Origin of the sequence: Cupriavidus necator, from assembly GCF_016127575.1 — a bacterium.
GTDB classification, from domain to species: Bacteria; Pseudomonadota; Gammaproteobacteria; order Burkholderiales; family Burkholderiaceae; genus Cupriavidus; species Cupriavidus necator_D.
Map to the genome: position 1 here is coordinate 281,589 of NZ_CP066020.1, position 21,028 is coordinate 302,616.

Consider the following 21,028-nt stretch of genomic DNA (forward strand, 5'->3'; position numbering starts at 1 on the left):
GCTGATGCCAAGGGTCTATACGATGCGCCTTACCACCATGACCGACTATGCGCTACGGCTGCTGATCTACGTGGCGCGGCATCCTGAACGGATGTGTACCAACGACGAGATCGCGCAGGCCTACGGCATCTCCAGGGCGCATCTGGTCAAGGTAACGCACAAGCTGAGCCGACAGGGCTGGATCGCGACCGTGCGCGGCAGAGGCGGTGGCATGCAGTTGTCGTCTGGGCCAGGAAGCATCAATCTCGGCGACGTGGTTCGCAGCGTGGAGCCCGATTTCGATCTGGTCGCTGGCCTGGCCGACGGCAGCGCCCGCAAGTTCGCGAGCGACGAGCATCTTTGCCGCGTCATGGATGGCGCTCGCTGGAGTTTCCTGCAATATCTTGAAAGCTTTACCCTCGCCGACCTGCTGGGGCGGGCGTTCACGGAGCCGCCGCCTGCCGACGTAGTGCACCTTGGCAGAAGCTAAAAACGTTGCCCTTGGCGGCAATGTGGCCGCGTACCGGCGGCGGCGCCTGGTGAACGCTCAGGACTGCCTGGGATGCTGCACCGCGCTGACTCGCCATGCCCGGGCTTGCGGCAGCCACGACGGCGATGAAGGCCAGGATGGCAGCAACGTTGCCGCTCGCAGCCATGGCCTTGACGGCCGGCAGCTGGTGACCGAAGCTCAGCCGTGCAGCCAGGGAGAGGTGCAGCACGGCAAGCGGCACATAGAAGCTGTTGCCGAACTTCAGCTTGATGCGCGTGATCGCTGGCAGGATGACAGGCGCATGCGCCATCACCATGCTGACGATAAAGCCCAGTCCCAGCGCATGGAGCGCCGCGTCGCGCCATGGCAGCCCTGCCGCGGTGCCCGCCCACGCCGCGCCTGCCACCAGCAGCCAGCCATAGCCCAGCAGCAAGCAGACTGCTATGTAGCGGCTCAAGCCGTGGCTGCGCACCGTCCGGCGCGCAATATCGAAGCGTGCCAGCCAACTGGTAAGGAACGCCAGTGAGACGCCATAGACGACGCCACCGATCCTGCCCGCGTTCCCTTCCAGCGCCGACCCGGCGGCGCCCAGCACAAGCCCCGCAAGGATCGCGAGCAAGGCCGCTTGCGCGCTCGGTCGGCGGCGCATCAGGCGCGTCATTTCAAGCCGCTCGGCGGCCACCGTGACAACCAGGAAAATGAAGTACCAGGCATTGACCGAGGTCACCCAGCGGCCCGACGCCAGCGCCACGTTGCCGGCCAGCCAGGCCACGGAGGCGGCCAGCAGCAAGGCCGTGTGGGTAGCCGGCTGGCGCCGCAGCACTGCCACGCTGACGCCCACGAACACCAACGCGCCTGCCGCCATGGCCCACGCGCCCGCGGCAGAAGATCCTGCCACCATGAGTATGGCGCCCAGCCCGGATGCCGCCGGTGCGGCGAAGGCGGCGAGACGGCCGAGCGCCACCGCGCGCTCGATGCCGATGATCGTGCCGAGGAAGCCGCCGGTCATCAATGCCCCATGGAATGAATGCGCGTGCCACTGCAGATGATGGTCGTCCACCCCGGGCAATACCACGCCTGCACGCAACAGACCGCCGAGCATGCCCGCGAGCAATGCGAACACAGCCAGCAACAACACTGCCAGCCGCGGCCAGGTCTTGCGCTGGCGCCCTTGTATGCTACAAGCGACCACGCTCACCATCCCATGGCGTGCTTCGCGCTGGCGCTCATGCGCTCCGGCGTCCATGCGGGCTCCCAGCATAACTCCACTTCAATCCCGTACCCCAGCGGCATCACGCCCTCAAGCTCAAGATGCACGTCATCCAGGACCATGTCGGCCAGCGGACATGCAGTGGACGTCATGGTCATCGAAACATAGACGCCTGCCTCGAATACGGTTACGGCGTAGATCAGGCCAACGTCGAAGACGTTCAGCGCCAGTTCCGGATCCACGACGCGGCGCAGGGCATCCGTGATAGGTGCCAGCCATTGCTCGGGGCCCTGGTAGTCAAATCCGCTCGTCCCGTTCGATGCTTGCCTGGAGAGCATGTGTCCCCTTTCTTTGATTTTCTGTTATGCACTTTCCATCGTAGTACTGGCCACGCTTTCTGCGTGGCCAGTACCCGCTGGTCGATTGACATAGCGCAAGGGACCTGCATCACGCCTTGCGCAGCGTGAAACTGCTGAAGCGCGCCGCCAGCCTGCTGATATCGTCGCGGCCAAGCGAAGCGCTCGCGCCGCTGCCGCGGCACTCCTGCAACGCCCAGTGCTTCACGCCAAGGGCGGCGATGCTCTCGGCCAGCGCATGCAGCTCGGCGATATCGAACATGCCGGCGTGCCAGGTGGTGCGGCACTCGCCTGCCACGTCGCTGGCAACCCAGTGGCGCAGCGATTCCCAGGCCCTCTCCCCGCTGCCCGGCACCCGCGTAATGGCGTCATAGCGATGTAGGGGCGCCTTGAGGTCGAGGCCGATCCAGTCCAGTTGGGGCAGGATGGCGGGCAGGCGATCGGGGTACATGCCGGCGGTGTGCAGCGCGACCTCGAAGCCTCTGGCTTGTACGTCGGCGATGGCGCCGGCCAGGGCCCCCTGCAGGGTTGGCTCGCCTCCGGAAAACACCACGCCGTCGAGCAGGCCCTGCCGCGCTTGCAGGAAGGCCAGCACGTCCGCCCAGGCGATGCTGGAAGGCGCGCGGGCATCCAGCAGGCCCGGGTTGTGGCAATAGCCGCACCGCCAAGGGCAGCCCTGGCAGAACACGACGGCAGCCAGGCGGCCGGGGAAGTCGATGGTGGTCAGCGCCGTCATGCCGCCGACGCGCAACGATGCCGCGTCGCGCCGGCGCCCGGCCGCGGCCTCACATGCATCAGGTGGCGATGGCATGGGGCTCCGAGAAGAAGCGGCGCTCGCGGTGCTCGCCCTGCTTGCCGACATTGAAGCTGGAGACCGGCCGATGGTAGCCCATCACACGGGTCCAGACCTCGCAGGGTTGGCGCTCCTCGTCGCGCAGCGCTGCATGGCCAGGCAAGGATTGCGTGAATTGCGCGGATTGGTCATGGTGAATCATGGATGCACTCCTTCTTGAGATGGGTCGAAAAAACAGGAAAGGACGATGTTTCGGCAAAGACTGGACGGCCAAACACAGAGACAAGGAAGCGCCGGAGGCGCTACTGCATAGAGAAATCCCGCGCATTCCATAATGCATCGCACTAGGCAGCGAGCTGGTCTCGCTTGCGGGCGAGGATCTCTTCGTCGCAGCGCGGGCAGAACGGATGCTCGCCGGCGAGGTAGCCATGTGTGGGGCAGATCGAAAACGTCGGCGTCACTGTGATGTACGGCAGGCGGAAGCGCGTCAGCGCGCGCCGCACCAGTTCGCGGCAGGCCTCGCCGCTTGATAGGCACTCGCCCATATATAGATGCAGCACCGTGCCGCCGGTATACCTGGCCTGCAAATCCTCTTGCCGCGCCAGTGCCTCGAAGGGGTCCTCGGTCCAGCCGACCGGCAGTTGCGAGGAGTTTGTGTAGTAGGGCTGCTCAGCCGTACCGGCCTGGCGGATATCCGGCCAGCGCTTGCGATCTTCGCGGGCAAATCGGTACGTAGCCCCTTCGGCTGGGGTAGCCTCGAGGTTGTAGAGGTGGCCGGTTTCCTGCTGGAAGGCCACGATGCGTTCGCGCACGTGTTCGAGCAGGCGCAGCGCGAAGGCATGGCCCCACTCCGATGTGATGTCGTGCCGATCCGCGGTGAAATTGCGAATCATCTCGTTGACGCCATTCACGCCCAGCGTCGAAAAATGATTGCGTAAGGTGCCGAGGTAGCGCTTCGTATAGGGGAACAGGCCCTGGTCCATCAGGTGCTGGATCAGCTTGCGCTTGTTCTCCAGGCTCTGCTTGCCCAGTTCGAGCAGGCGATCGAGAGCGCGCAGTAGCGCCGCCTCGTCGCCGGCATGCAGGTAGCCCAGGCGTGCGCAATTGACGGTGACCACGCCAACGCTGCCGGTCTGCTCGGCACTGCCGAACAGGCCGTTGCCGCGCTTGAGCAGTTCGCGCAGGTCGAGTTGGAGCCGGCAGCACATGGAGCGCACCATATTCGGCTCCAGCTCGGAGTTGATGAAGTTCTGGAAGTACGGCAGCCCATATCTGGCCGTCATCTCGAACAGCCGCTTGGCATTCTCCGATTCCCACGGAAAATCGCGCGTGATGTTGTAGGTCGGGATGGGGAAGGTGAACACCCTGCCCTTGGCATCGCCCGCCGTCATTACCTCGATGTAGGCGCGATTGATCAGGTCCATCTCCTTCTGCAACTCGCCATAGGCGAACGGCATTTCCTGCCCGCCGATGACCGGCACCTGTTCGCGCAGGTCCTCAGGACAGGTCCAGTCGAAAGTCAGGTTGGTAAAGGGCGTCTGCGTACCCCACCGCGATGGCACGTTCAGGTTGTAGATCAGTTCCTGGATGCACTGCCGCACCTGTGCATAGGACATGGCGTCCTTGCGCACGAATGGCGCCATATAAGTGTCGAACGACGAGAACGCCTGCGCACCGGCCCATTCGTTCTGGAGTGTGCCGAGAAAATTGACGATCTGCCCCACGGCGGAGGACATGCGCTTCGGCGGCCCGGCTTCCACCTTGCCGGGCACGCCATTGAACCCCTCGTGCAGCAGCGTGCGGAGCGACCAGCCGGCACAGTAGCCGCTGAGCATATCGAGATCGTGGATATGGATATCGCCGTTGCGATGGGCCTCGCCGATTTCCGGTGTGTAGACATGGGACAGCCAGTAGTTGGCGGTGACCTTGCCCGCCACGTTCAGGATCAGTCCGCCCAGCGAATAGCCCTGGTTGGCATTGGCATTCACGCGCCAGTCCGCCTTGCTCAGGTATTCGTTGATCGAGGCTTCCACGTCGACCAGGGCCTTGCGGTCCTGGCGCAGCCTGGCGTGCTGGCCGCGATAGGCGATAAACGCGCGCGCGGTGTTCCAGTAATTGGCGGCAATCAAGACCTGCTCGACCACGTCCTGGATCTGCTCGACGCCTGGTGTCTGGTTATGGTAACGGTGCGCTAGGACCCTCGCCACCTGTCCGGCGAGGCTGACTGCCTGCGCATCGCCGAACTCGCCGGCCGCAGCGCCGGCGCGGCGTAAAGCCGACTGGATCCGCTCAATGGCGAATGCCATGCTCTCGCCAGTGCGCTTGATCACCTCCCTAGGTAGGCTGGCAACAGCGGCTTCGGTACAGTGCTCCATACATTCTCCCGGCAAAATTCACACTAGATGCGGGGAAATCGTACGACCAAAACACTATATGTAGTTTGACGGCGCGCAAATGTATGACATGTCGGCTAGTCTTGGTCGGCGGTACGAGAGTCCGTGCCGCCGAAACGGAGTTCAGCGGGCAGCACCGTCGCGGTAGATCGCCGGGTCAGCTTTGCCGGCGACATCCAGCACTCCGACCAGGCCCTTGCCGGCGCGCGACAGTGCATGGTCCACCAGCAGGTAGCTGCCGGGGTATTGCACCTTCATTTCGACGATGGCGCCGCTGGGCAGCACCAGGGTGGTCTGCACATCGTGCTTGATGCCTGTGAGCGAGCCCTCGCTGTAGACCTTATCGAATACTTCACCGATTACGTGGAGCGATGAGACCTTGTTGGGACCGCCCACGCCGAATTAGATGCGCACGGGCGCGCCATGCGGCCGTGTGGTGTACATCTCGCCCTGCATCACGTAGTAGTCGCGATCGACCTTCGGCAACCCGCCCTCGGGTTCGACCAGGATCATGCCGTACATGCCGGCCGAGATATGCTGGGGCACCAGCGGCGTCGCGCAGTGGTGTGCCGTCGTCCAGATGGTCGGCCAGCTCGACCGTTTCCATGCGGTACTTCAGCGTCTGCGGCGCGCGCGTGCCGATGGGCGCGGGCATGGCGGCGGGATCGCCTGCGATGCTCCCGGCAGCCGGGTCGCGCGGGGCGATGCTGCCGCCGCCGTGTACAAGGCAGTGGCCGAGCGGCCGGCCTCGCTCTGTACCGAGGCGGGCGTCCTGGCCGTGCCACTGACCTCGAACACACCCTCCATGCCGATCTGCCGGTGCCCGGCCACGGTGCAGATGTAGGCGAATTTACCTGGCTGCGTCACGGTAAAGCGCAGTGTCGCAGGGCCGGTGCCGGCGCTGAAGCGCTTCGATGTGACATTCAGTTCGGGAATGGCAAGATCATGCTCGGCACCCTCGCCGCTGGCGATGGAGATCTCCACCGTATCGCCGACTTCCGCGCGCAGCATGGGGTTGACCTTGCCCGCCTCGCCGACGAACACCATCTTGCCGTCGATGATATTCGTTTGCAGGTTATGGCACGGCGGCGGCAATCGAAATGGAAACGGCAGAGGACAAGTGGAATGTTCTCATGATGATGTTGTTCTCGTTGTTGACTTCAACCAGGGCGGGTTGCCGCGGCAGGGCCGCCGCAACCCGCTACTTGCTGTGATGCTGTAAATGCGCTTACCGCTGCGCGGCGTTCAGGCGTCCTTCGGGCGCGGCCAGCGCCGGTGCCTTGCCGAGCAACCCAAGCACCACCTGCAACGCGAACGACACCGCGCCGACGATAAATACCACGTCGCCGAAGGTACGCACCCAGCGCAGCGTCTGCAGGATCGGCTGCTGCATGAATTCCTCACTGCGCGCATACCAGGTGCCATGCTCGACGCTAGCCAGGAACTGGATGATGCCGACCGGCAGCAAGCTAGTCCCGATCATCAGCACCAGCCCGGCATTGAGCCCCCAGAACGCCGTCTTCATCAGCCCCGGACTGAGCCGGTAAGCCGGCCGCACATAGCGCAGCACCAGCAGCGTGAAACCCAGCGCCAGAAAGCCATAGACCCCGAACAGTGCCGCATGCGCATGCACCGGCGTGGTGTTCTGCCCCTGGATGTAGTACAGCGAGATCGGCGGATTGATCATGAAGCCAAACACGCCAGCGCCAAGCATGTTCCAGAACGCCACCGCGACAAAGCACATCAGCGGCCACTTCAGGTCTGCCATCCACGGTGCACGGTCCTTCAGGCGCCAGTTGTCCCAGGCCTCGTGGCCTAGCACGATCAGCGGCACCACTTCCAGCGCGCTGAATGCCGCGCCGACCGCCATCACCGGCGTGGTGGTACCGGAAAAGTACAGGTGATGGAACGTCCCGGGAATCCCGCCCAGCATGAAGAGCGAAGCCGAGGCCAGGCTTGCTGCAGTCGCCATCGGGCGCGACACCAGTCCGAGCGTGGAGAAAATGAAGGCCAGCGCCGTGGTGGCGAACACTTCGAAGAAGCCCTCCACCCACAGGTGGACCACCCACCAGCGCCAGTACTCCATCACCGTCAGGCTGGTGCGCTCGCCGTAGAAGAGGCCGGCGCCGTAGAACAGGCCGATCGCCACCACCGACGAGGTCAGCAGCGCCAGCAGGTTCTTGTCGCCGCCGCTGCGTGCGCGCAGGGCGGGTGCGATGCCGCGCATCATCAGCACGAGCCAGATCAGGATGCCGGCGAACTTGCCGATCTGCCACAACCGGCCCAGGTCGACATACTCATAGCCCTGATGGCCCAGCCAGAAATTCAGGTTGGGCGGCAGCTTCTGCGCAATCGCCAGGTAGTTGCCGGTGAAGGAACCCACCACCACGACCACCAGTGCCCAGAACAGGATGTCCACGCCGAGCCGCTGGTACTTCGGGTCCTTGCCGCCGTTGATCAGCGGCGCCAGGAACAGGCCGGCGGCAAGGAAGCCCGTCGCGATCCAGAACAACGCGCTCTGGATGTGCCAGGTGCGCACCAGCGAGTACGGGAACCACTGCGAGACATCGATGCCGTAGAACTTCTGGCCCTCGACCGTGTAGTGCGCGGTGAAGCCACCCAGGAACACCTGGAACACGAACAGCGCGACCACCAGGAACAGGTACTTGCCGAGCGCGCGTTGCGACGGCGTCAGCGCGAAGCTCAGCAACGGATCGCGCGCGGGCGCCTGCGGCAGCGCTTCTTCGTGTCCGCGCAGGAAGGCCCATGCCCACACCAGGAAGCCCACGCCGGCCAGCAGCACGACCACGCTGATCACCGACCACACCACGTTTTCGCTGGTCGGCTGGTTGCCGATCAGCGGCTCATGCGGCCAGTTGTTGGTGTAGGTTGCCTCGTGCCCCGGGCGTTCGGTGGCGGCGGCCCAGGCGGTCCAGAAGAAGAAGTGCGTCAGCTGCTGCCGGCGTTCTGCGCTCGGCAGCGTGTTCTCCTTCATGGCGAAGTGCTCGCGGCTCGTGTGCAGCTCGGGCGCATCCGAGAAGAGCTTGTCGTAGTAGCCGGCGGTGGCCGCCATTGCCTGCGCGCGCCGGTTCGAGACGGTCAGCACGCTTGTGGCCGGATCCGCCGCGTTGCCGCGGTATTCGGCCCGCAGCTGCTCGCGCAGCGCGCCCCTGGCCGCAGCGTCCAGCTTGTCGTAGGGCTTGTGGTAGGCGTCCTGCGCGGCAAGATCGAGCCACGCCGTCAGCTCGCGATGCAGCCAGTCGGCGGTCCAGTCCGGAGCCTGGTAGGCGCCGTGGCCCCAGATGGAGCCGAGCTGCATGCCGCCCACCGACTGCCAGGCGGTCTGGCCGTCGAGGATGTCTTCGCCGGTGAAGAGTGTCCGGCCGTCCGCCGCGACCACTTTGGCAGGCATCGGCGGCGCCTGGCGGTAGACCTCGGCGCCGTAATAGGCGAGCAAGGAAAACGTGACCGCCAGCACGGCGATCAGCAGGAACCAGAGTCTGCGATATGAGCCCATGATGAGATTCTCTTGATCGTTGATTGGGTGGAACGGTGCCCTTGGCTCAGTCGTTTGCCCCGTGCGTGGCGGGCAGGCCCGGCTCGAACAGCACGTTGTTTTCCAGGTGGATGTGTTCCATCAGGTCTTCGCGCAGCGTGCGCAGCCCGAGGTAGAGCGCCCGCCAGGTATTGCAAGCCGCGCGAGGCAGCGTGATGTCGTTGGTGAGGTCCGCCAGCCGCTGCAATGCCGCGCCGTGGTCGTCATGCTCCATGCGCATCACGGTGATGGGCGCACCGGCTGCGGCATGGAAGCCACGCGCGAGCATTGGGAACAGGACCTGTTCCTCCTTCTGCATGTGCGCTTCCAGCTCGCTCTGCATTTCCGCCAGGTGATCGGCCAGCCCGAGCGGGCAGTCGGGGCGGTCGCCATGGACATGCTCCACGCGGCGCGCGAGCCGGATCAGCTCGGGCAGCTGCTCGCGATGGCGGTCATGAAAACGCGTCTGGATATGGGCAATCAGCGCAGCGGGCGATACAGTGTTCCAGTCGTTCTCCACCGGCTCGGCGCCCCCTTGCAACGCCAGCAGGCGCGCCTCGATGGCTGTGGCATCGAGCCCTTTCTCCTGCGCCGCCTCGCGCAGCGTGTGCTTGCCGCCGCAGCAGAAATCCAGCGAATAGTCATGAAAGATCCGCGTGGCGCCGGGAATGCGGCGGGCCAACTGGCCGAGGGATTGGTCTTGCAGGGTCATGATGTTTCTCCGTCTGAAGTTACGCATGCATGACTTACGCGAGGACCGTGCCAAATAAAAACCGCGCTGGATCAATGGCTTACAAGACATACGGTCATATTTACCTTAAAATTCGCATGGTATATTTGACCCGGACCGGTATTTATCACCATGACGCCCATGTATCCCGAGTTGCTGACCGACCTGGTCACCGACCTGCCGCATGCGGTGCGCCTGCAGCGGCTGGTCAGCGGACTACGCACGCATTTCCGTTGCGGTGCGGTGGCGCTGCTGCGGCTGGAAGAAGAACACCTGCGGCCGGTGGCGGTCGACGGGCTGGTGCGCGATACGCTCGGGCGGCGCTTTGCGGTGAGCCTGCACCCGCGGCTTGCCGCCATCCTCGCGCGGCGCGACGTCACCTGCTTCCATCACGACAGCATGTTGCCCGACCCCTACGACGGGCTGATCGACGAACACGTTGGTGAGCCGCTGCCGGTGCACGACTGCATGGGCACGAGCCTGCATTTGGACGGAAGGCCATGGGGCGTGCTGACGCTCGACGCGCTCACGGTCGGCACGTTCGACGCCGCCGCGCAGGCCGAGCTGCAACGGCTGACCGTGATCGTCGAAGCCGCCATCCGCACCACCCGGCTGGAGGCCGAGATCCGCGCCCTGCAGTTGGCGCGTGGCAAACAGCCAGACGGTGAAGGGCCGGCCGACGACGGCGAGATCATCGGCCAGAGCCAGGCCATTGCCGGCCTGCTGCACGAGCTGGAGGTGGTGGCCGACACCGATCTGCCGGTGCTGCTGCTGGGTGAAACCGGCGTCGGCAAGGAGCTGTTTGCGCACCGCCTGCACCGCCACTCGCGCCGGCGCGGGCATCCGCTGGTGCACGTGAACTGCGCGGCGCTGCCCGAGTCGCTCGCCGAAAGCGAGCTGTTCGGCCACGCCCGCGGCGCGTTCTCCGGCGCGACCGGTGAGCGTCCGGGCCGCTTCGAAGCCGCCGCCGGCGGCACCCTGTTCCTCGATGAAGTCGGCGAGCTGCCACTTTCAATCCAGGCCAAGCTGCTGCGCACGCTGCAGAACGGCGAAATCCAGCGGCTGGGCTCGGACCGTCCGCGCCGCGTCAACGTGCGCGTGATCGCCGCCACCAATCGCAACCTGCGCGAGCACGTGCGCGACGGCTCGTTCCGCGCCGACCTGTTCCACCGCCTGTCGGTCTATCCGATTCCGATCCCGCCGCTGCGCGAACGCGGCAACGATGTACTGCTGCTGGCGGGCCGCTTCCTCGAACTCAACCGCGCACGGCTCGGCATGCGCAGCCTGCGCCTGTCGGCCGCCGCGCAGGACGCGCTGCGCCGTTACCGCTGGCCAGGCAACGTGCGCGAACTCGAGCACGTGATCAGCCGCGCCGCGCTGCGTTGCGTGAGCCGCGGCGCGGACCGGAATGACATCGTGACGCTGGAGGCGGAACTGCTGGACCTGGACGGGCTGGAATTACCGGCAGGGTCAGCCCACCATGCCGCCGAGGCGGCCATCGCGCACCCGGCGCTACCCACGGGCGCGACGCTGCGTGAGGCGGTGGAGCAGACGCAGCGAGCCTGCATCGAGCAGGCGCTGCGCGCGCATGATGGCAGCTGGGCGAAGGCCGCGCGGCAGTTGGGCATGGATGCCAGCAATCTGCACAAGCTGGCGAAGCGGTTGGGCAGCAAGTAGCAGGCTTGCCGTCGGGTCACATCCTGCTGTCATGCAGCGCGCCGCCGCTGAGATCTACCATCTCTGGCTTCACCTCGGCAAAGCGCATCACTTGGCCGCCGAACGACGTGGCGAACTTGCGGGCCGCGGCCTCCTGGCGGAAGCTGGCGATCGTCGGCCCCATCGAGCCCCGCCGCCTGCTGCCGAGCACGTAAGTCCCGGTGCGGGCATCGAACCAGTATCCACGCGGCCGGTCCCAGTCGGCCAGCTCCATGTCCTGCACGAATACGCCCAGCACGGTGCGCACCTGCTCGGGCTTGAGCAGGGTGCTAAACATCTCGGCCGTGTCGCAATACCAGGTGGGCCGGCTTTCGCCGGCAAAATGGATCTGGGCCTTGGGGCCGGGATAGTCCGCCAGCAGCATGCCGTCCAGGTCGCAGGTGCTGGCGACGTTGAATTCCGCGGGAACAACGGTTTGCCCGGTCTTTTGTCCGCAGGCGGACAGCGCTGCTTGCGCGCCCAGCGCACAGGTGGCCAGCAGCAGCTGGCGACGATTGACTCTCATTGGCGGAACCTCCAGGTAGCAAGTGCCAGCGGCATAACGATCCAGGCCAGCATCGCGCCGCCCATCAGCCAGGGGCTTGCCAGCGCAGGGGGCACGATGGCGGCGAGCCCGTAAAGGCTGCGCACCTGGTCGAGGGAAAAGACGTTGAGGATGCGAAAGACATCGGCGGGATTGAGCAGCAGCGCGTACGCCAGCGCTGCGCCGCCGAACTCGCCGCCGCCGGCGACCAGCAGCCCGAGCAACAACAGGTCGAACACCAGCACGTAGCCGAACCACAGCGCGATCGCCAGCCCCGAGGCGCGCGTGCGCTCGCGCCCCGTCACGGAAACCAGCAGGGCCAGGCTCAGGAACGCCAGCCCCAGCAGCACCGAGCTGAACATGAAGCCCAGGTACTGGCTCAGTCCGGCCCAGCCGAACTGGCGCAGCAGCAGCACCGCCACCAGCGCGAAGCCGGCCAGCGTGGACAACGCCAGCGCCGCGGCCAGGCCGAGGTATTTGCCCAGCAGCAGCTCCAGCCGCGTCAGGGGCATCGCCAGCAGCAGGTCCAGCGAGCCGCGCTCGCGCTCGCCGACGATGGCATCGAAGCCCAGCAGCAGCGCAATCAGCGGGATCAGGTAGGTCACCAGGCTCACCAGGCTGGCGATCACGTACTCCACCGACCGTGGGCCGAGCTGGCCCTGCTGGGCGCCGCCGAAATAGGTGATGACCAGCGAGAACACCGCGAACACCAGCGCCACCGCCAGCACCCAGCGATTACGCATGCGGTCGCGGAACTCCTTGGCGGCCAGCGTGGCGATCTGTCCCCATTCTATGTCGGCCATGCTTATCCCCCCAGTCCAAAGAACAGGTCTTCCAGCGAAGGCTCGCGGATCTGCAAGTCCTGCACGTCGCCCGCCAGCAGCGACAGCACGGTCATCTTGGCCGTGCGCGGACAGCGCAGCTCGATCTCGGCACCCGTGGCTTGCCAGCCGAGCACCGGCACCGCGGCGAGGCGTTCGCGCAGCGCCGGCTGCATGTCCGGCTCGACCCGCAAGGCCAGCGTCAGCGGCATGTCGTTCTGCTCGCGCAGCTGCGCCACGCTGCCCAGCGCCCGCACCCGCCCGTTGGCCATGATGGCCAGCCGGTCCACGCGCTCCTGCAGCTCGGCCAGGATGTGCGAGGTCATGACGATGGTGACGCCCTGCTCCCGCAGCGCACGCAGCATGGCGTAGAAATCACGGATCGCGGCGGGATCGAGGCCGTTGCTGGGTTCGTCCAGGAACAGCACGCGCGGCGAACCCAGCAGGGCCTGGGCGAAGCCCAGCCGCTGGCGCATTCCCTTGGAGTACTCGCGAACCGGCCGCTTGCCGGCCGCGGCCAGCCCGACGCGCTCGAGCAGCATCTGGCAGTCCCCCGCGTCCGCGCGCTTCAGCCTGGCGAAGAAGCGCAGCGTCTCCAGCCCGCTCAGGTTGTCGTACAGGACCAGGTTTTCCGGCAGGTAGCCGATATGCCGGCGCGCGGCGCGGAACGCGCGGCTGCGCACACAGGCGCCGTCCACGGTCAGCTCGCCGCCGGTGGCCGGCACCAGGCCCAGCATCATCCGGAACAGCGTGCTCTTGCCGGCGCCGTTGTGGCCGATCAGGCCGAACATCTCGCCGCGCCGCACCTGCAGGTCGACGCCGTCGACCGCGCGCACGGCGCCATAGTGCCGGGTAACGTCGCGCAGTTCGATCGCGCAGCCGTCAGCGGCCGGGGTAATGCTTGTCACGCCAGAAGCTCCAGTCTCGATGTCGGGGATTCATGCGCGGGGCCGCGTCGACGACGCTGGGCACCCGCAGCACGGGAAACTGGCGCCCGACCATGCGCAGCGCCTGCACCGCCGGGCTGTCCAGCAGCAGCGCCACACCCGGATGGCGCCAACGCAGACGGTCCACGATGTCGTTCGCCTCGTAGGGCACGTCACCGATGCCGTCGCCGTCGCGGTCCCAGCCCAGGTAGTTGCTCCAGTGGTTCCCGCCGGGGCCGCCTGCGCGGTCGCCCCACGGCTCATCGCGTGCGCCGACATAGCGCACCTGCTCGCGGTTGCCGATGAAGTCATTGCCCTGCACCACATTGCGCGTCGACCCCGCGGACAGATGTACACCCACGCGGTTGTCCGTCACCAGGTTGCTGCGCAGCGTTGCGTACTCGACGTCGTAGATGAAGAAGCCGCGGTCGTTGCCGGCGACCACGTTGCCTTCAATCACGGAGTCCTGCACCGTGCGCAGCATGATGCCGTGGTCAGAATTACCCCAGGTGCGGTTGTTGCGCACGACCTGGTCGCGCACTTCCATCAGGGCCAGGCCGCCGCGGTTGTAGTAGCTGTCGTTGTCCTCCCACAGGTTGTGGTAGGAGTTCATGTAGTGGCTGCCATAGCGACTGTGGTGGAGCCGGTTGCCGCGGAAGGTCGCATGGTGCGAGACGTCCACGTAGAGCGCGTCGCGCACGAAGCCGATGTTGTTGCCGATGATGCGGGCGCCGCGCGTGTTGTAGAGCTGGATGCCATTGCCGCGCTGCGAGGAACTGTAGTCACGCTTGCCGGTGATCACATTGCCTTCAATTCGCACGTCGTCGGCCTTCTCGATCCACAGCCCGAACAGGTTGTAGGTCAGGTCGCAGTGGCGCACGACCGCGCGGTGCGCACCCGGCCGGATGTAGAGGCCGGCGTTCTGGTCCTTCAGGCTGTCGCCGGAATCCCGCACGATCAGGCCCTCCACCAGCACATCCGGCGCGGTGATGCGCAGCGTGTCGCCGTGCATCCCGCCACTGAGTGTCGGCCTGCCGATGCCGCGCAGCGTGAGCGGCTTGTCGACGACGAAATTGCCGTCGTAGCGGCCGCGCTCGATCTCCAGCACGTCGCCGGCGTGTGCCATGGCGATGGCCTGCTGCAACGCGTCGCCCGGCTTCACGCGCCGGGTTTCCGCCAGCACATTGCGCACCAGCAGCGCCATCAACAGTGAGGCCAGCAGCAACGCGCCCAACGACGGCATCCGGCATCGTGCGTGTCTCATGGCAGCAGCAGCCCCATGGCCTTCAGCGTCAGGAACAGCGCCGCGCCGATCAGCAGGTTCTTGAAGCCGACGTAGCTGACCATGTCCATCCAGCCCGCGCGCCGGTAGCGGTTGCGCCACCACGGGCCGTCCTGGACGTAGCGGCGGCCCGCCATGCGGATCAGGACCTCGTACGTGCTCCACCCGAACCACCAGGCGATCACGGCCACGGACGACAGCTGCCCGAGTGCGGCCAGCCCCCAGGCCGCCGTGGCGGCCAGCGCCACCGACATGCCGGCCAGCAGCAGCGCACGCTGCGAGCGCCAGCCCGCCATGCTCCACGGCCAGAGGTGATCGCACAGCTCCAGCCAAAGCCGCTTCAGGCCGACGGCCTTGGCCATGTGCAACGGCGCGACCGGATCGGTCGGCATGCGCGGATCCGGTCCGTTGGCGACTTTGGCTGGCATTGGCGCCACCGGTTGGATCGGGATGAAATAGCCGTCGCGGCCAATCGGCGTAAGCGCGAGCCCATCGCGCTCGCGCCGCTTGCGTTCCCTGGCCAGCGGCGGGCAGCCGCCGGCGTCGGTATAGAGCACCATGCAATCCAGGCAGTGCAGGCATTCGCGATGGTCGATGCGACCGTTCGCGTCGATTGCCTGCGAGCCGCAGCCGACGGCGCAGGCCTTGCAGCTGTTGCAGTCCTGCTTGCGCCGCAGCCCAAACCAGCGGAAGGTGCTGGGCATCGCCAGCGCAGCACCGAGCGGGCAGATGTATTTGCAGTAGGGCCGCTCGACGAATAGCGACAGGCCCAGCAGCGTGCACACGAACAGGCCGTACGGCCAGGCGCGGTGCGTGATGCCGACCAGGAACGTGGTCTTGAAAGGCTCGACCTCGGCGAGCTTCTCGGCCAGCCCCATCGAGAACATCGACACCGCCAGCAGCCCGAAGAAGATGACGTACTTCAACCATTTCAGGCGGTCGTGCCAGGCCCGCGGCAGATGCCGCTGCCAGCGCCGCAGACCGATCATGCCGCCGAACTTGTGGATGGCTTCGGACAATGACCCGAACGGGCACAGCCAGCCGCAGAACAGCCCGCGCCCGAACACGAATACCGTCAGGATGATGAAGATCCAGAACAGGAAGATGAACGGATCGGACAGGAACAGCGACCACGTCCACTGGAACAGCAGCGCGTGGAACCACGTCAGCACCTGCGTGACCGACGGCTGTGCCATCGCGCCGAAGCCCACGAAGCCGATGCTCAGTGCCCAGGCGCTGTACTTGAAGGCGTTGACGGGCCACTTGTTCCGAAGCGTCGCCCGGCGCGTCAGCCGCTCGCGGAATGCATAAACGACGGTCACGACCACCAGCAGCGCGGCGAACAGGGCAATCCCGGCCGCGCGCGACTTCCACACCCGCACCCAGGGCGCGGCGGGGTCGTCGATCTCCGGCCGGCCACCCTCCAGCAACTCGCCCGGCAACCAGTAGGCCGCATCGAAGCTGGTAAAGCTGCGCGCCCCCGTGGCGCGGTCGACGCGGTTGCCGAGCAGCGACAGCTTCCACGGATACGCCGACGAGAATGCTTTCGAGCGGATCACGAAGATGGCCGATTCGTTGTACGCCGGCGCGCCCTCGGCGGCCAGGCCGTACAGGTTCAGGTAGTCGAGGTCGCGGAAGGTAAAGGAGTCGGCCCCCTGCTTCACCTGCACACGATCATAGATCCCGCCGCGCACGAAGCCCGAGCCCTTGAACGACTCCGAGCCGGCGGTGCGGATGATGAAGATCGCATGCTCGTCCGGCTTGAGCTGCGTGCGCAGGTTGGCGTAGCCCTGCTCGCCGAGCAGGCTGCGGCCCACGTCGGGATGGTCCAGGTTGCCGAACCAGAGCTCGATGAAGGGATCGTCCGAACGTGCCAGCCCCACCTGCTCGGGCATGACGCGCAGCCGCTGGACCGCCCCTTGCGCCGCCAGCTGAGTCCAGCTCGCGTGCGGGTTGCCCGGCGCGAAGCGGGCCGGCTCGCGCCGCGTGGGCGCGAGGATGCCGACCTGGCGGGCCACTGCGGCGCCGGCGGTCGTCAATACCTGGTTCTGTGCCATCACGGTGACCGTGGCGCCAGAGATGGCATCGACGCCCAGCACGCCCTCGTCGGGCCTGGACGCCCCGATCTCGATCTTGTCGGCGACGGACTTGCCCAGGTACTGCTGGTTGAACTTCAACAGTGCAGATTCCGGAATGCCGAGCAGCAGGATCGGCTCCGAATGCTTGAGCACTTTTACGCCGACGAATCGCCCATTCGTGTCCATGCCGATCAGCGTCACCACCGGCTTGCCGGAATAGGCGGGCGTGTCGGTAATGTCGGTGGACAGCATCACGTAGCCAAGCTTTGGCTTCTTGCCGTCGGCACCGGCGCGGCCGTAGGCCTCGACGTAGGGAGGCTGCCCGATGCGCTCGGAAAAGCTCTCTGCGCCTGGAAAGACTTCCTGGCATGGCACCAGTGCGCAAAGGTTGCGGGCGGTGCGCAGGTCCGGCGGCAATGCCGCCTCGTAGGCACTGCCCGCATGGACCGGGCGCGGGCCGGCCATGAGCAGCAGGAAAAGGGCGGCCACGATGGCCGCACCAAAATGCTTCAGGGGCTGCATGTCGTTCTCGTCTGTCCCGCGCGGCCACGAGGGGAAACCATGGCCGCGCGGCTGCTCGGGCTCAGGCCTCCACAATCATGCGGGTGCGCATTTCCAGGTGGAGTGCGTGGCAGAAGTGGGTGCAGTAGCACCAGAACACGCCCGGCTTGTCGGCAACGAAGGTGACCGATGCCGTCTCCTGCGGGTTGACGATGAAGTTGACGTTGTACTTCGGGATCGCGAAGCCGTGGGTCAGGTCCTCGATCTTGTCGAGATTGGTCAGGATCAGCGTGACCTCGTCACCCTTCTTCAGCTTGAACTCGCGCAGGCTGAAGGCCGGCGCCTGCGACGTGATCTTCACGGTGACCTTGCGGCCATTGCGGAACACGCCCGACTCCTTCGGGTCCTTGATCGCCAGCGGGAAGTCGTCCAGCGCGTAGACCTGCTTCGGCCGCACCAGCTCGCGTTTAAAGATGATGAAGTCATGCGGCTCGCCACGCACCGGGTGGTCCGCCATCAGCACCATCTTCTGGCCGGAGATGTCGATCAGCTGCTCGTTCTCCGGATGCAGCGGTCCGACCGGCAGGAAACGGTCCTTCGAGAACTTGCAGCCGACCGCCAGGTACTTGCCGTCGGCCGCAACCGTCTCGGACTGCGAGGCGTTGACGTGGCCGGGCTGGTACTGCAGGTCCAGCCGATCGACCACGTACTTGGCGTTCTTGTCACCCTTGTGGAACTTGATCGCCGCATCGAGATTCCATTTCACGAGCTGGCTGTCGAGGAACAGCGTGGTGTAGGCATTGCCGCGGCCATCGAAGGCCGTGTGCAGCGGCCCGAGACCCAGCTCCACCTCGGCGACGATGGCATCGTCGAGCTTCTCCTGCTTGCCGTCGAACCAGCCAAGCACGCGCGACAGCTCGATCACCGTGGCCGTGGGCGAGAGCTTGCCCGCGCAGATGAAGTACTTCTGGTCGGGACTGGCGTTGACCCCGTGCGGGTTCTTCGGCACCGATACGTAGGCCGTCAGCGCGGTCTTCGGGTCCTTGTTGGCCGCTTGCGTGCCGTCGACCACCGGCACCTTCGAATCGCCGTAGGTCTTGAACTTGCCCGCCTGCACCGCCGCCTCGATACGAGCGATGTTGAAGAATACGCAGGCATCGCGCTCGGCGGACATCATGTCCTCGAAGTGCGCGCCGTTTTCCGTGTTGTACTGGTTGGTCGCCGCCAGCTTGCCGTCATAGGAGGTGGCCACCAGGTCGCAGTTGCCGTCGATCAGCACCTGCCAGCGCACCGCCATCGTCTCGGCGTCCACGCAGGTGAACAGGCTGCGGTACTTGCCGGCATCCTCGGTCGGCGCACTGGGCAGCGGAATGCCAAACTCGCCGCCGCAGAACACGCGTGTGGTGTAGTTGATCTTCGTGTCGACCGGATCCCGCTTGTCCGGGAAGATGCCGTGGAAGCCCTGCACATTGGGCAACTCGGTGATCTTGTCGCAGATGAAGTAGTCGAGGCGGATGCGCGCGATGCGGGAATTGATCTTGTCGTTGACCCAGGCATAGCGGCCGTCGTAGTTGCCGTCCTTGTACGAAGCATGGGTATGGTGGGTATCGGCCACCGTGTAGCGCAGCGTGCCGTCCGGCCGGGCGCCCATCACCTTCTTCGATTCATTGGTAATGCCCCAGCCGACCAGCGCATCGGGCACGAAGCACGGGATGCGCAGGATCTCGCGCCCCGACGGCAGCCCCAGCACGCGCATGTCGCCGGTATGCCCGCCGCTCCAGAGGCCATAGTACGTATCCAGTTCCCCGGGCTTGAGGTGCACGGACGCGCCTGCGCCGTGCGCGGCCCCGTGTGCCCCGCTTGCCGGTGCGCCAACGGCCGCCGCCGCGGGCGCGGCGCCCTTGTCTGTGCAGGCGACCACCCCCGCTAGGCCGGCCAGCGCTGCCGTGCCGAGAAACTGGCGGCGACCGATACCGCCTGGACCGTTGCCGATCGATGCCTTCTCTTTGCTCATGGAGAACCCTCGAAGAGATATGTGCCGGAATCACCGGCTGTTTTGCAGATGTTTGTGAACAGGCGAATCTTCGAAGTTCCGGACCAGTCTGAACTTGACTCGAATCAAAAGGCAACAAAACAAGTAGAAAAATGCATGAATAAGGCCGGCACCGTGCAACCACTGCACGCCTCTGCTTCTTAGAATGGATGCCACACAAACGGAGCATCTGATGAGCAAGAGGAAGATCGTGGTATTGGGCATGGGCATCATCGTTCAGGCACTGGTCGCCTGCGGCAAGCAGACACCGGCCGAGCCCGCGGCGGCGGCCCCCGCACCAGAGCCGGCAGCAGCAGTGGCCGCCGCCGCGCCCGTGAACGAGCTGGGCAAGTCGGTGTATGGCAAGACCTGCGCGATGTGCCATGCGGCCGGCGTGGCCGGCGCACCCAAGCCGGGCAACAAGGACGACTGGGGCCCGCGCATCGCGCAGGGCAACGACACGCTCTACAAGCACGCGCTCGAAGGCTTCACCGGCAGCAAGGGCATGATGCCGGCGCGCGGCGGCAGTACCTCGCTGCAGGACGGCGACGTCAAGGCCGCCGTCGACTTCATGGTGGCGCAATCGCACTGACGCATCGACATGAACGCTTCCCGTCCTGACAGGCCGAACCCGGGACGGCGGCGGCTGCTGTGCGCATGGCCGCTGCTTGCCACGGGCTTATGGATCCGGCCCGCACTGGCCGACCCGCGCGTAGCACAGTCGTCGCGCACGCTGATGGGTACCCGCGTCGACATCACCGTGCAAGCCCGCCATGCCGACACCGCGGCGCCGGCGATGGCGGCGGCCTGGGCCGAGATGGCGCGGCTCGCCGACCTGATGAGTCGCTACCGCGTCGGCAGCCAGGTCCACGCGCTGCAACTGGCGGCGGGCGTGCAGCCCGTGAAGGTCGCGCCGGAGATGCTGCGCGTACTCGGCATGGCAAACCGGATGTCCCGGCGCAGTGCCGGCGCGTTCGACATCACCGTCGGCGCCTTCGCCGGCTGGAACTTCGATCCGGCCCACCCGGCAATGCCGGACCAGGCCGAGATCGCACGCGAACTGCCGCTGGTGAACTATCGCGACGTGGTGGTCGATCCCCGCGCTGAGACTGCCTTCCTGCGCCGGCAGGGCATGCGGATCGATCTGGGCGGCATTGCCAAGCTGCCGGTCCTGCAGGCCGGCATGGATGTCCTGCGGCAACACGGCCTTGACGGTGCGATGATCAACGGTGGCGGCGACGTGCTGGTCAGCGGCGCGCTGCAGGGGCGTGCATGGCGCATCGGCGTGCGCGACCCGCTCGCGCCAGCGCGACTGACCGGCGTGATCGCCATGCACGACGGCCTGGTCGCCGCATCAGGCGACTACGAACGCTGCTTCATGCAAGCCGGGCGCAGGTACCACCATATCCTCGACCCCGGCACCGGCATGCCGAGCGCGGGGCCGCACGGCGTGACACTGGTGGCGCGCGGCGTGGACGACATCAACGGGCTCGGCGCTGCCATCATGGTGGCAGGCGAGACCGCGGGCCGGCACTGGCTGGAGGCATTGCCCGGCGTCGACGCCATGATCGTCGGGCCCGGCGGGCGGCGCTGGCTGTCGGCCGGCATGGCGGGTCGCCTGATCGGCTGACTGCACGCCTGGCAATGGCGGCCGCACAGGCGT

General features: G+C 66.1%; 20 protein-coding genes. 4 read left to right on the top strand and 16 right to left on the bottom strand.

The window, feature by feature from the left end:
* The first annotated feature begins 37 nt into the window (after window positions 1-37).
* The gene (locus I6H87_RS33365; RefSeq protein ID WP_231881524.1) at window positions 38-469 is read left to right on the top strand and encodes an RrF2 family transcriptional regulator; all 432 of its coding nucleotides are present in this window, start codon (window positions 38-40) and stop codon (window positions 467-469) included.
* On the opposite strand, the gene I6H87_RS33370 is transcribed toward I6H87_RS33365, so the two are convergent.
* The 10 genes from I6H87_RS33370 to ytfE form a co-directional block, all read right to left on the bottom strand.
* A complete protein-coding gene (locus I6H87_RS33370) occupies window positions 423-1,715 on the bottom strand; it encodes a DUF8744 domain-containing protein (protein WP_011154151.1) in 1,293 nt (430 codons plus the stop codon). The two genes, I6H87_RS33365 and I6H87_RS33370, sit on opposite strands and share 47 nt — an antisense overlap.
* Complete coding sequence (locus tag I6H87_RS33375) at window positions 1,664-2,017, bottom strand: metal-sulfur cluster assembly factor (protein ID WP_011154152.1); 354 nt, start codon at window positions 2,015-2,017, stop codon at window positions 1,664-1,666. Before I6H87_RS33375 ends, I6H87_RS33370 begins: the two co-directional genes overlap by 52 nt.
* 109 nt (window positions 2,018-2,126) lie before the next feature.
* On the bottom strand, window positions 2,127-2,846 hold the full coding sequence (locus I6H87_RS33380; protein WP_011154153.1) for an anaerobic ribonucleoside-triphosphate reductase activating protein: 720 nt from the start codon (window positions 2,844-2,846) through the stop codon (window positions 2,127-2,129).
* Window positions 2,830-3,030 carry an anaerobic ribonucleoside-triphosphate reductase gene (gene nrdD, locus I6H87_RS33385; protein ID WP_011154154.1) on the bottom strand — a complete coding sequence of 67 codons (201 nt, stop codon included), beginning with the start codon at window positions 3,028-3,030 and terminating at the stop codon, window positions 2,830-2,832. Before nrdD ends, I6H87_RS33380 begins: the two co-directional genes overlap by 17 nt.
* 142 nt (window positions 3,031-3,172) lie before the next feature.
* The gene (locus I6H87_RS33390; RefSeq protein WP_011154155.1) at window positions 3,173-5,203 is read right to left on the bottom strand and encodes a ribonucleoside triphosphate reductase; all 2,031 of its coding nucleotides are present in this window, start codon (window positions 5,201-5,203) and stop codon (window positions 3,173-3,175) included.
* 141 nt (window positions 5,204-5,344) lie between these two features.
* Window positions 5,345-5,617, bottom strand: coding sequence for a cupredoxin domain-containing protein (locus I6H87_RS34835; protein ID WP_051398634.1), 273 nt, complete (start codon window positions 5,615-5,617; stop codon window positions 5,345-5,347).
* Window positions 5,618-5,623: 6 nt separating this feature from the next.
* On the bottom strand, window positions 5,624-5,767 hold the full coding sequence (locus tag I6H87_RS34840) for a hypothetical protein (protein WP_328706768.1): 144 nt from the start codon (window positions 5,765-5,767) through the stop codon (window positions 5,624-5,626).
* A 69-nt stretch (window positions 5,768-5,836) separates the two neighbouring features.
* Window positions 5,837-6,268: a cupredoxin domain-containing protein gene (locus tag I6H87_RS34650; RefSeq protein WP_231881525.1), complete on the bottom strand. Its 432-nt coding sequence runs from the start codon at window positions 6,266-6,268 to the stop codon at window positions 5,837-5,839.
* Between the two features lie 181 nt (window positions 6,269-6,449).
* Window positions 6,450-8,738, bottom strand: a complete 2,289-nt coding sequence (locus I6H87_RS33400; protein WP_011154156.1) for a nitric-oxide reductase large subunit — start codon at window positions 8,736-8,738, stop codon at window positions 6,450-6,452.
* Window positions 8,739-8,784: 46 nt separating this feature from the next.
* Entirely contained in the window at window positions 8,785-9,468 is a 684-nt protein-coding gene (gene ytfE / locus I6H87_RS33405; RefSeq protein ID WP_011154157.1) for an iron-sulfur cluster repair protein YtfE, read from the bottom strand.
* A gap of 150 nt (window positions 9,469-9,618) precedes the next feature.
* Between ytfE and norR the strand changes: the two genes are divergently transcribed.
* A complete protein-coding gene (gene norR / locus I6H87_RS33410) occupies window positions 9,619-11,163 on the top strand; it encodes a nitric oxide reductase transcriptional regulator NorR (RefSeq protein WP_011154158.1) in 1,545 nt (514 codons plus the stop codon).
* Between the two features lie 16 nt (window positions 11,164-11,179).
* On the opposite strand, the gene I6H87_RS33415 is transcribed toward norR, so the two are convergent.
* The 6 genes from I6H87_RS33415 to nosZ all read right to left on the bottom strand — a co-directional run bounded on the left by I6H87_RS33415 (window position 11,180) and on the right by nosZ (window position 19,347).
* On the bottom strand, window positions 11,180-11,707 hold the full coding sequence (locus I6H87_RS33415; protein ID WP_011154159.1) for a nitrous oxide reductase accessory protein NosL: 528 nt from the start codon (window positions 11,705-11,707) through the stop codon (window positions 11,180-11,182).
* A complete protein-coding gene (locus I6H87_RS33420; RefSeq protein WP_011154160.1) occupies window positions 11,704-12,528 on the bottom strand; it encodes an ABC transporter permease in 825 nt (274 codons plus the stop codon). Before I6H87_RS33420 ends, I6H87_RS33415 begins: the two co-directional genes overlap by 4 nt.
* Window positions 12,529-12,530: 2 nt before the next feature.
* Window positions 12,531-13,454 (bottom strand): ABC transporter ATP-binding protein, encoded by a 924-nt coding sequence (locus I6H87_RS33425; protein ID WP_011154161.1) that lies wholly within the window; start codon window positions 13,452-13,454, stop codon window positions 12,531-12,533.
* Window positions 13,429-14,676 (bottom strand): nitrous oxide reductase family maturation protein NosD, encoded by a 1,248-nt coding sequence (locus I6H87_RS33430; RefSeq protein WP_136227944.1) that lies wholly within the window; start codon window positions 14,674-14,676, stop codon window positions 13,429-13,431. The genes I6H87_RS33425 and I6H87_RS33430 overlap by 26 nt, the downstream gene beginning before the upstream one ends.
* Window positions 14,677-14,732: 56 nt before the next feature.
* The gene (locus I6H87_RS33435; RefSeq protein WP_011154163.1) at window positions 14,733-17,354 is read right to left on the bottom strand and encodes a NosR/NirI family protein; all 2,622 of its coding nucleotides are present in this window, start codon (window positions 17,352-17,354) and stop codon (window positions 14,733-14,735) included.
* A 61-nt stretch (window positions 17,355-17,415) separates the two neighbouring features.
* The gene (nosZ, locus tag I6H87_RS33440; protein ID WP_011154164.1) at window positions 17,416-19,347 is read right to left on the bottom strand and encodes a TAT-dependent nitrous-oxide reductase; all 1,932 of its coding nucleotides are present in this window, start codon (window positions 19,345-19,347) and stop codon (window positions 17,416-17,418) included.
* Window positions 19,348-19,558: 211 nt separating this feature from the next.
* Between nosZ and I6H87_RS33445 the strand changes: the two genes are divergently transcribed.
* Together I6H87_RS33445 and I6H87_RS33450 are read left to right on the top strand one after the other, a co-directional pair.
* Entirely contained in the window at window positions 19,559-19,957 is a 399-nt protein-coding gene (locus I6H87_RS33445) for a c-type cytochrome (protein ID WP_011154165.1), read from the top strand.
* A 9-nt stretch (window positions 19,958-19,966) separates the two neighbouring features.
* The gene (locus tag I6H87_RS33450) at window positions 19,967-20,995 is read left to right on the top strand and encodes an FAD:protein FMN transferase (RefSeq protein WP_011154166.1); all 1,029 of its coding nucleotides are present in this window, start codon (window positions 19,967-19,969) and stop codon (window positions 20,993-20,995) included.
* The last annotated feature ends 33 nt before the right edge of the window (window positions 20,996-21,028 follow it).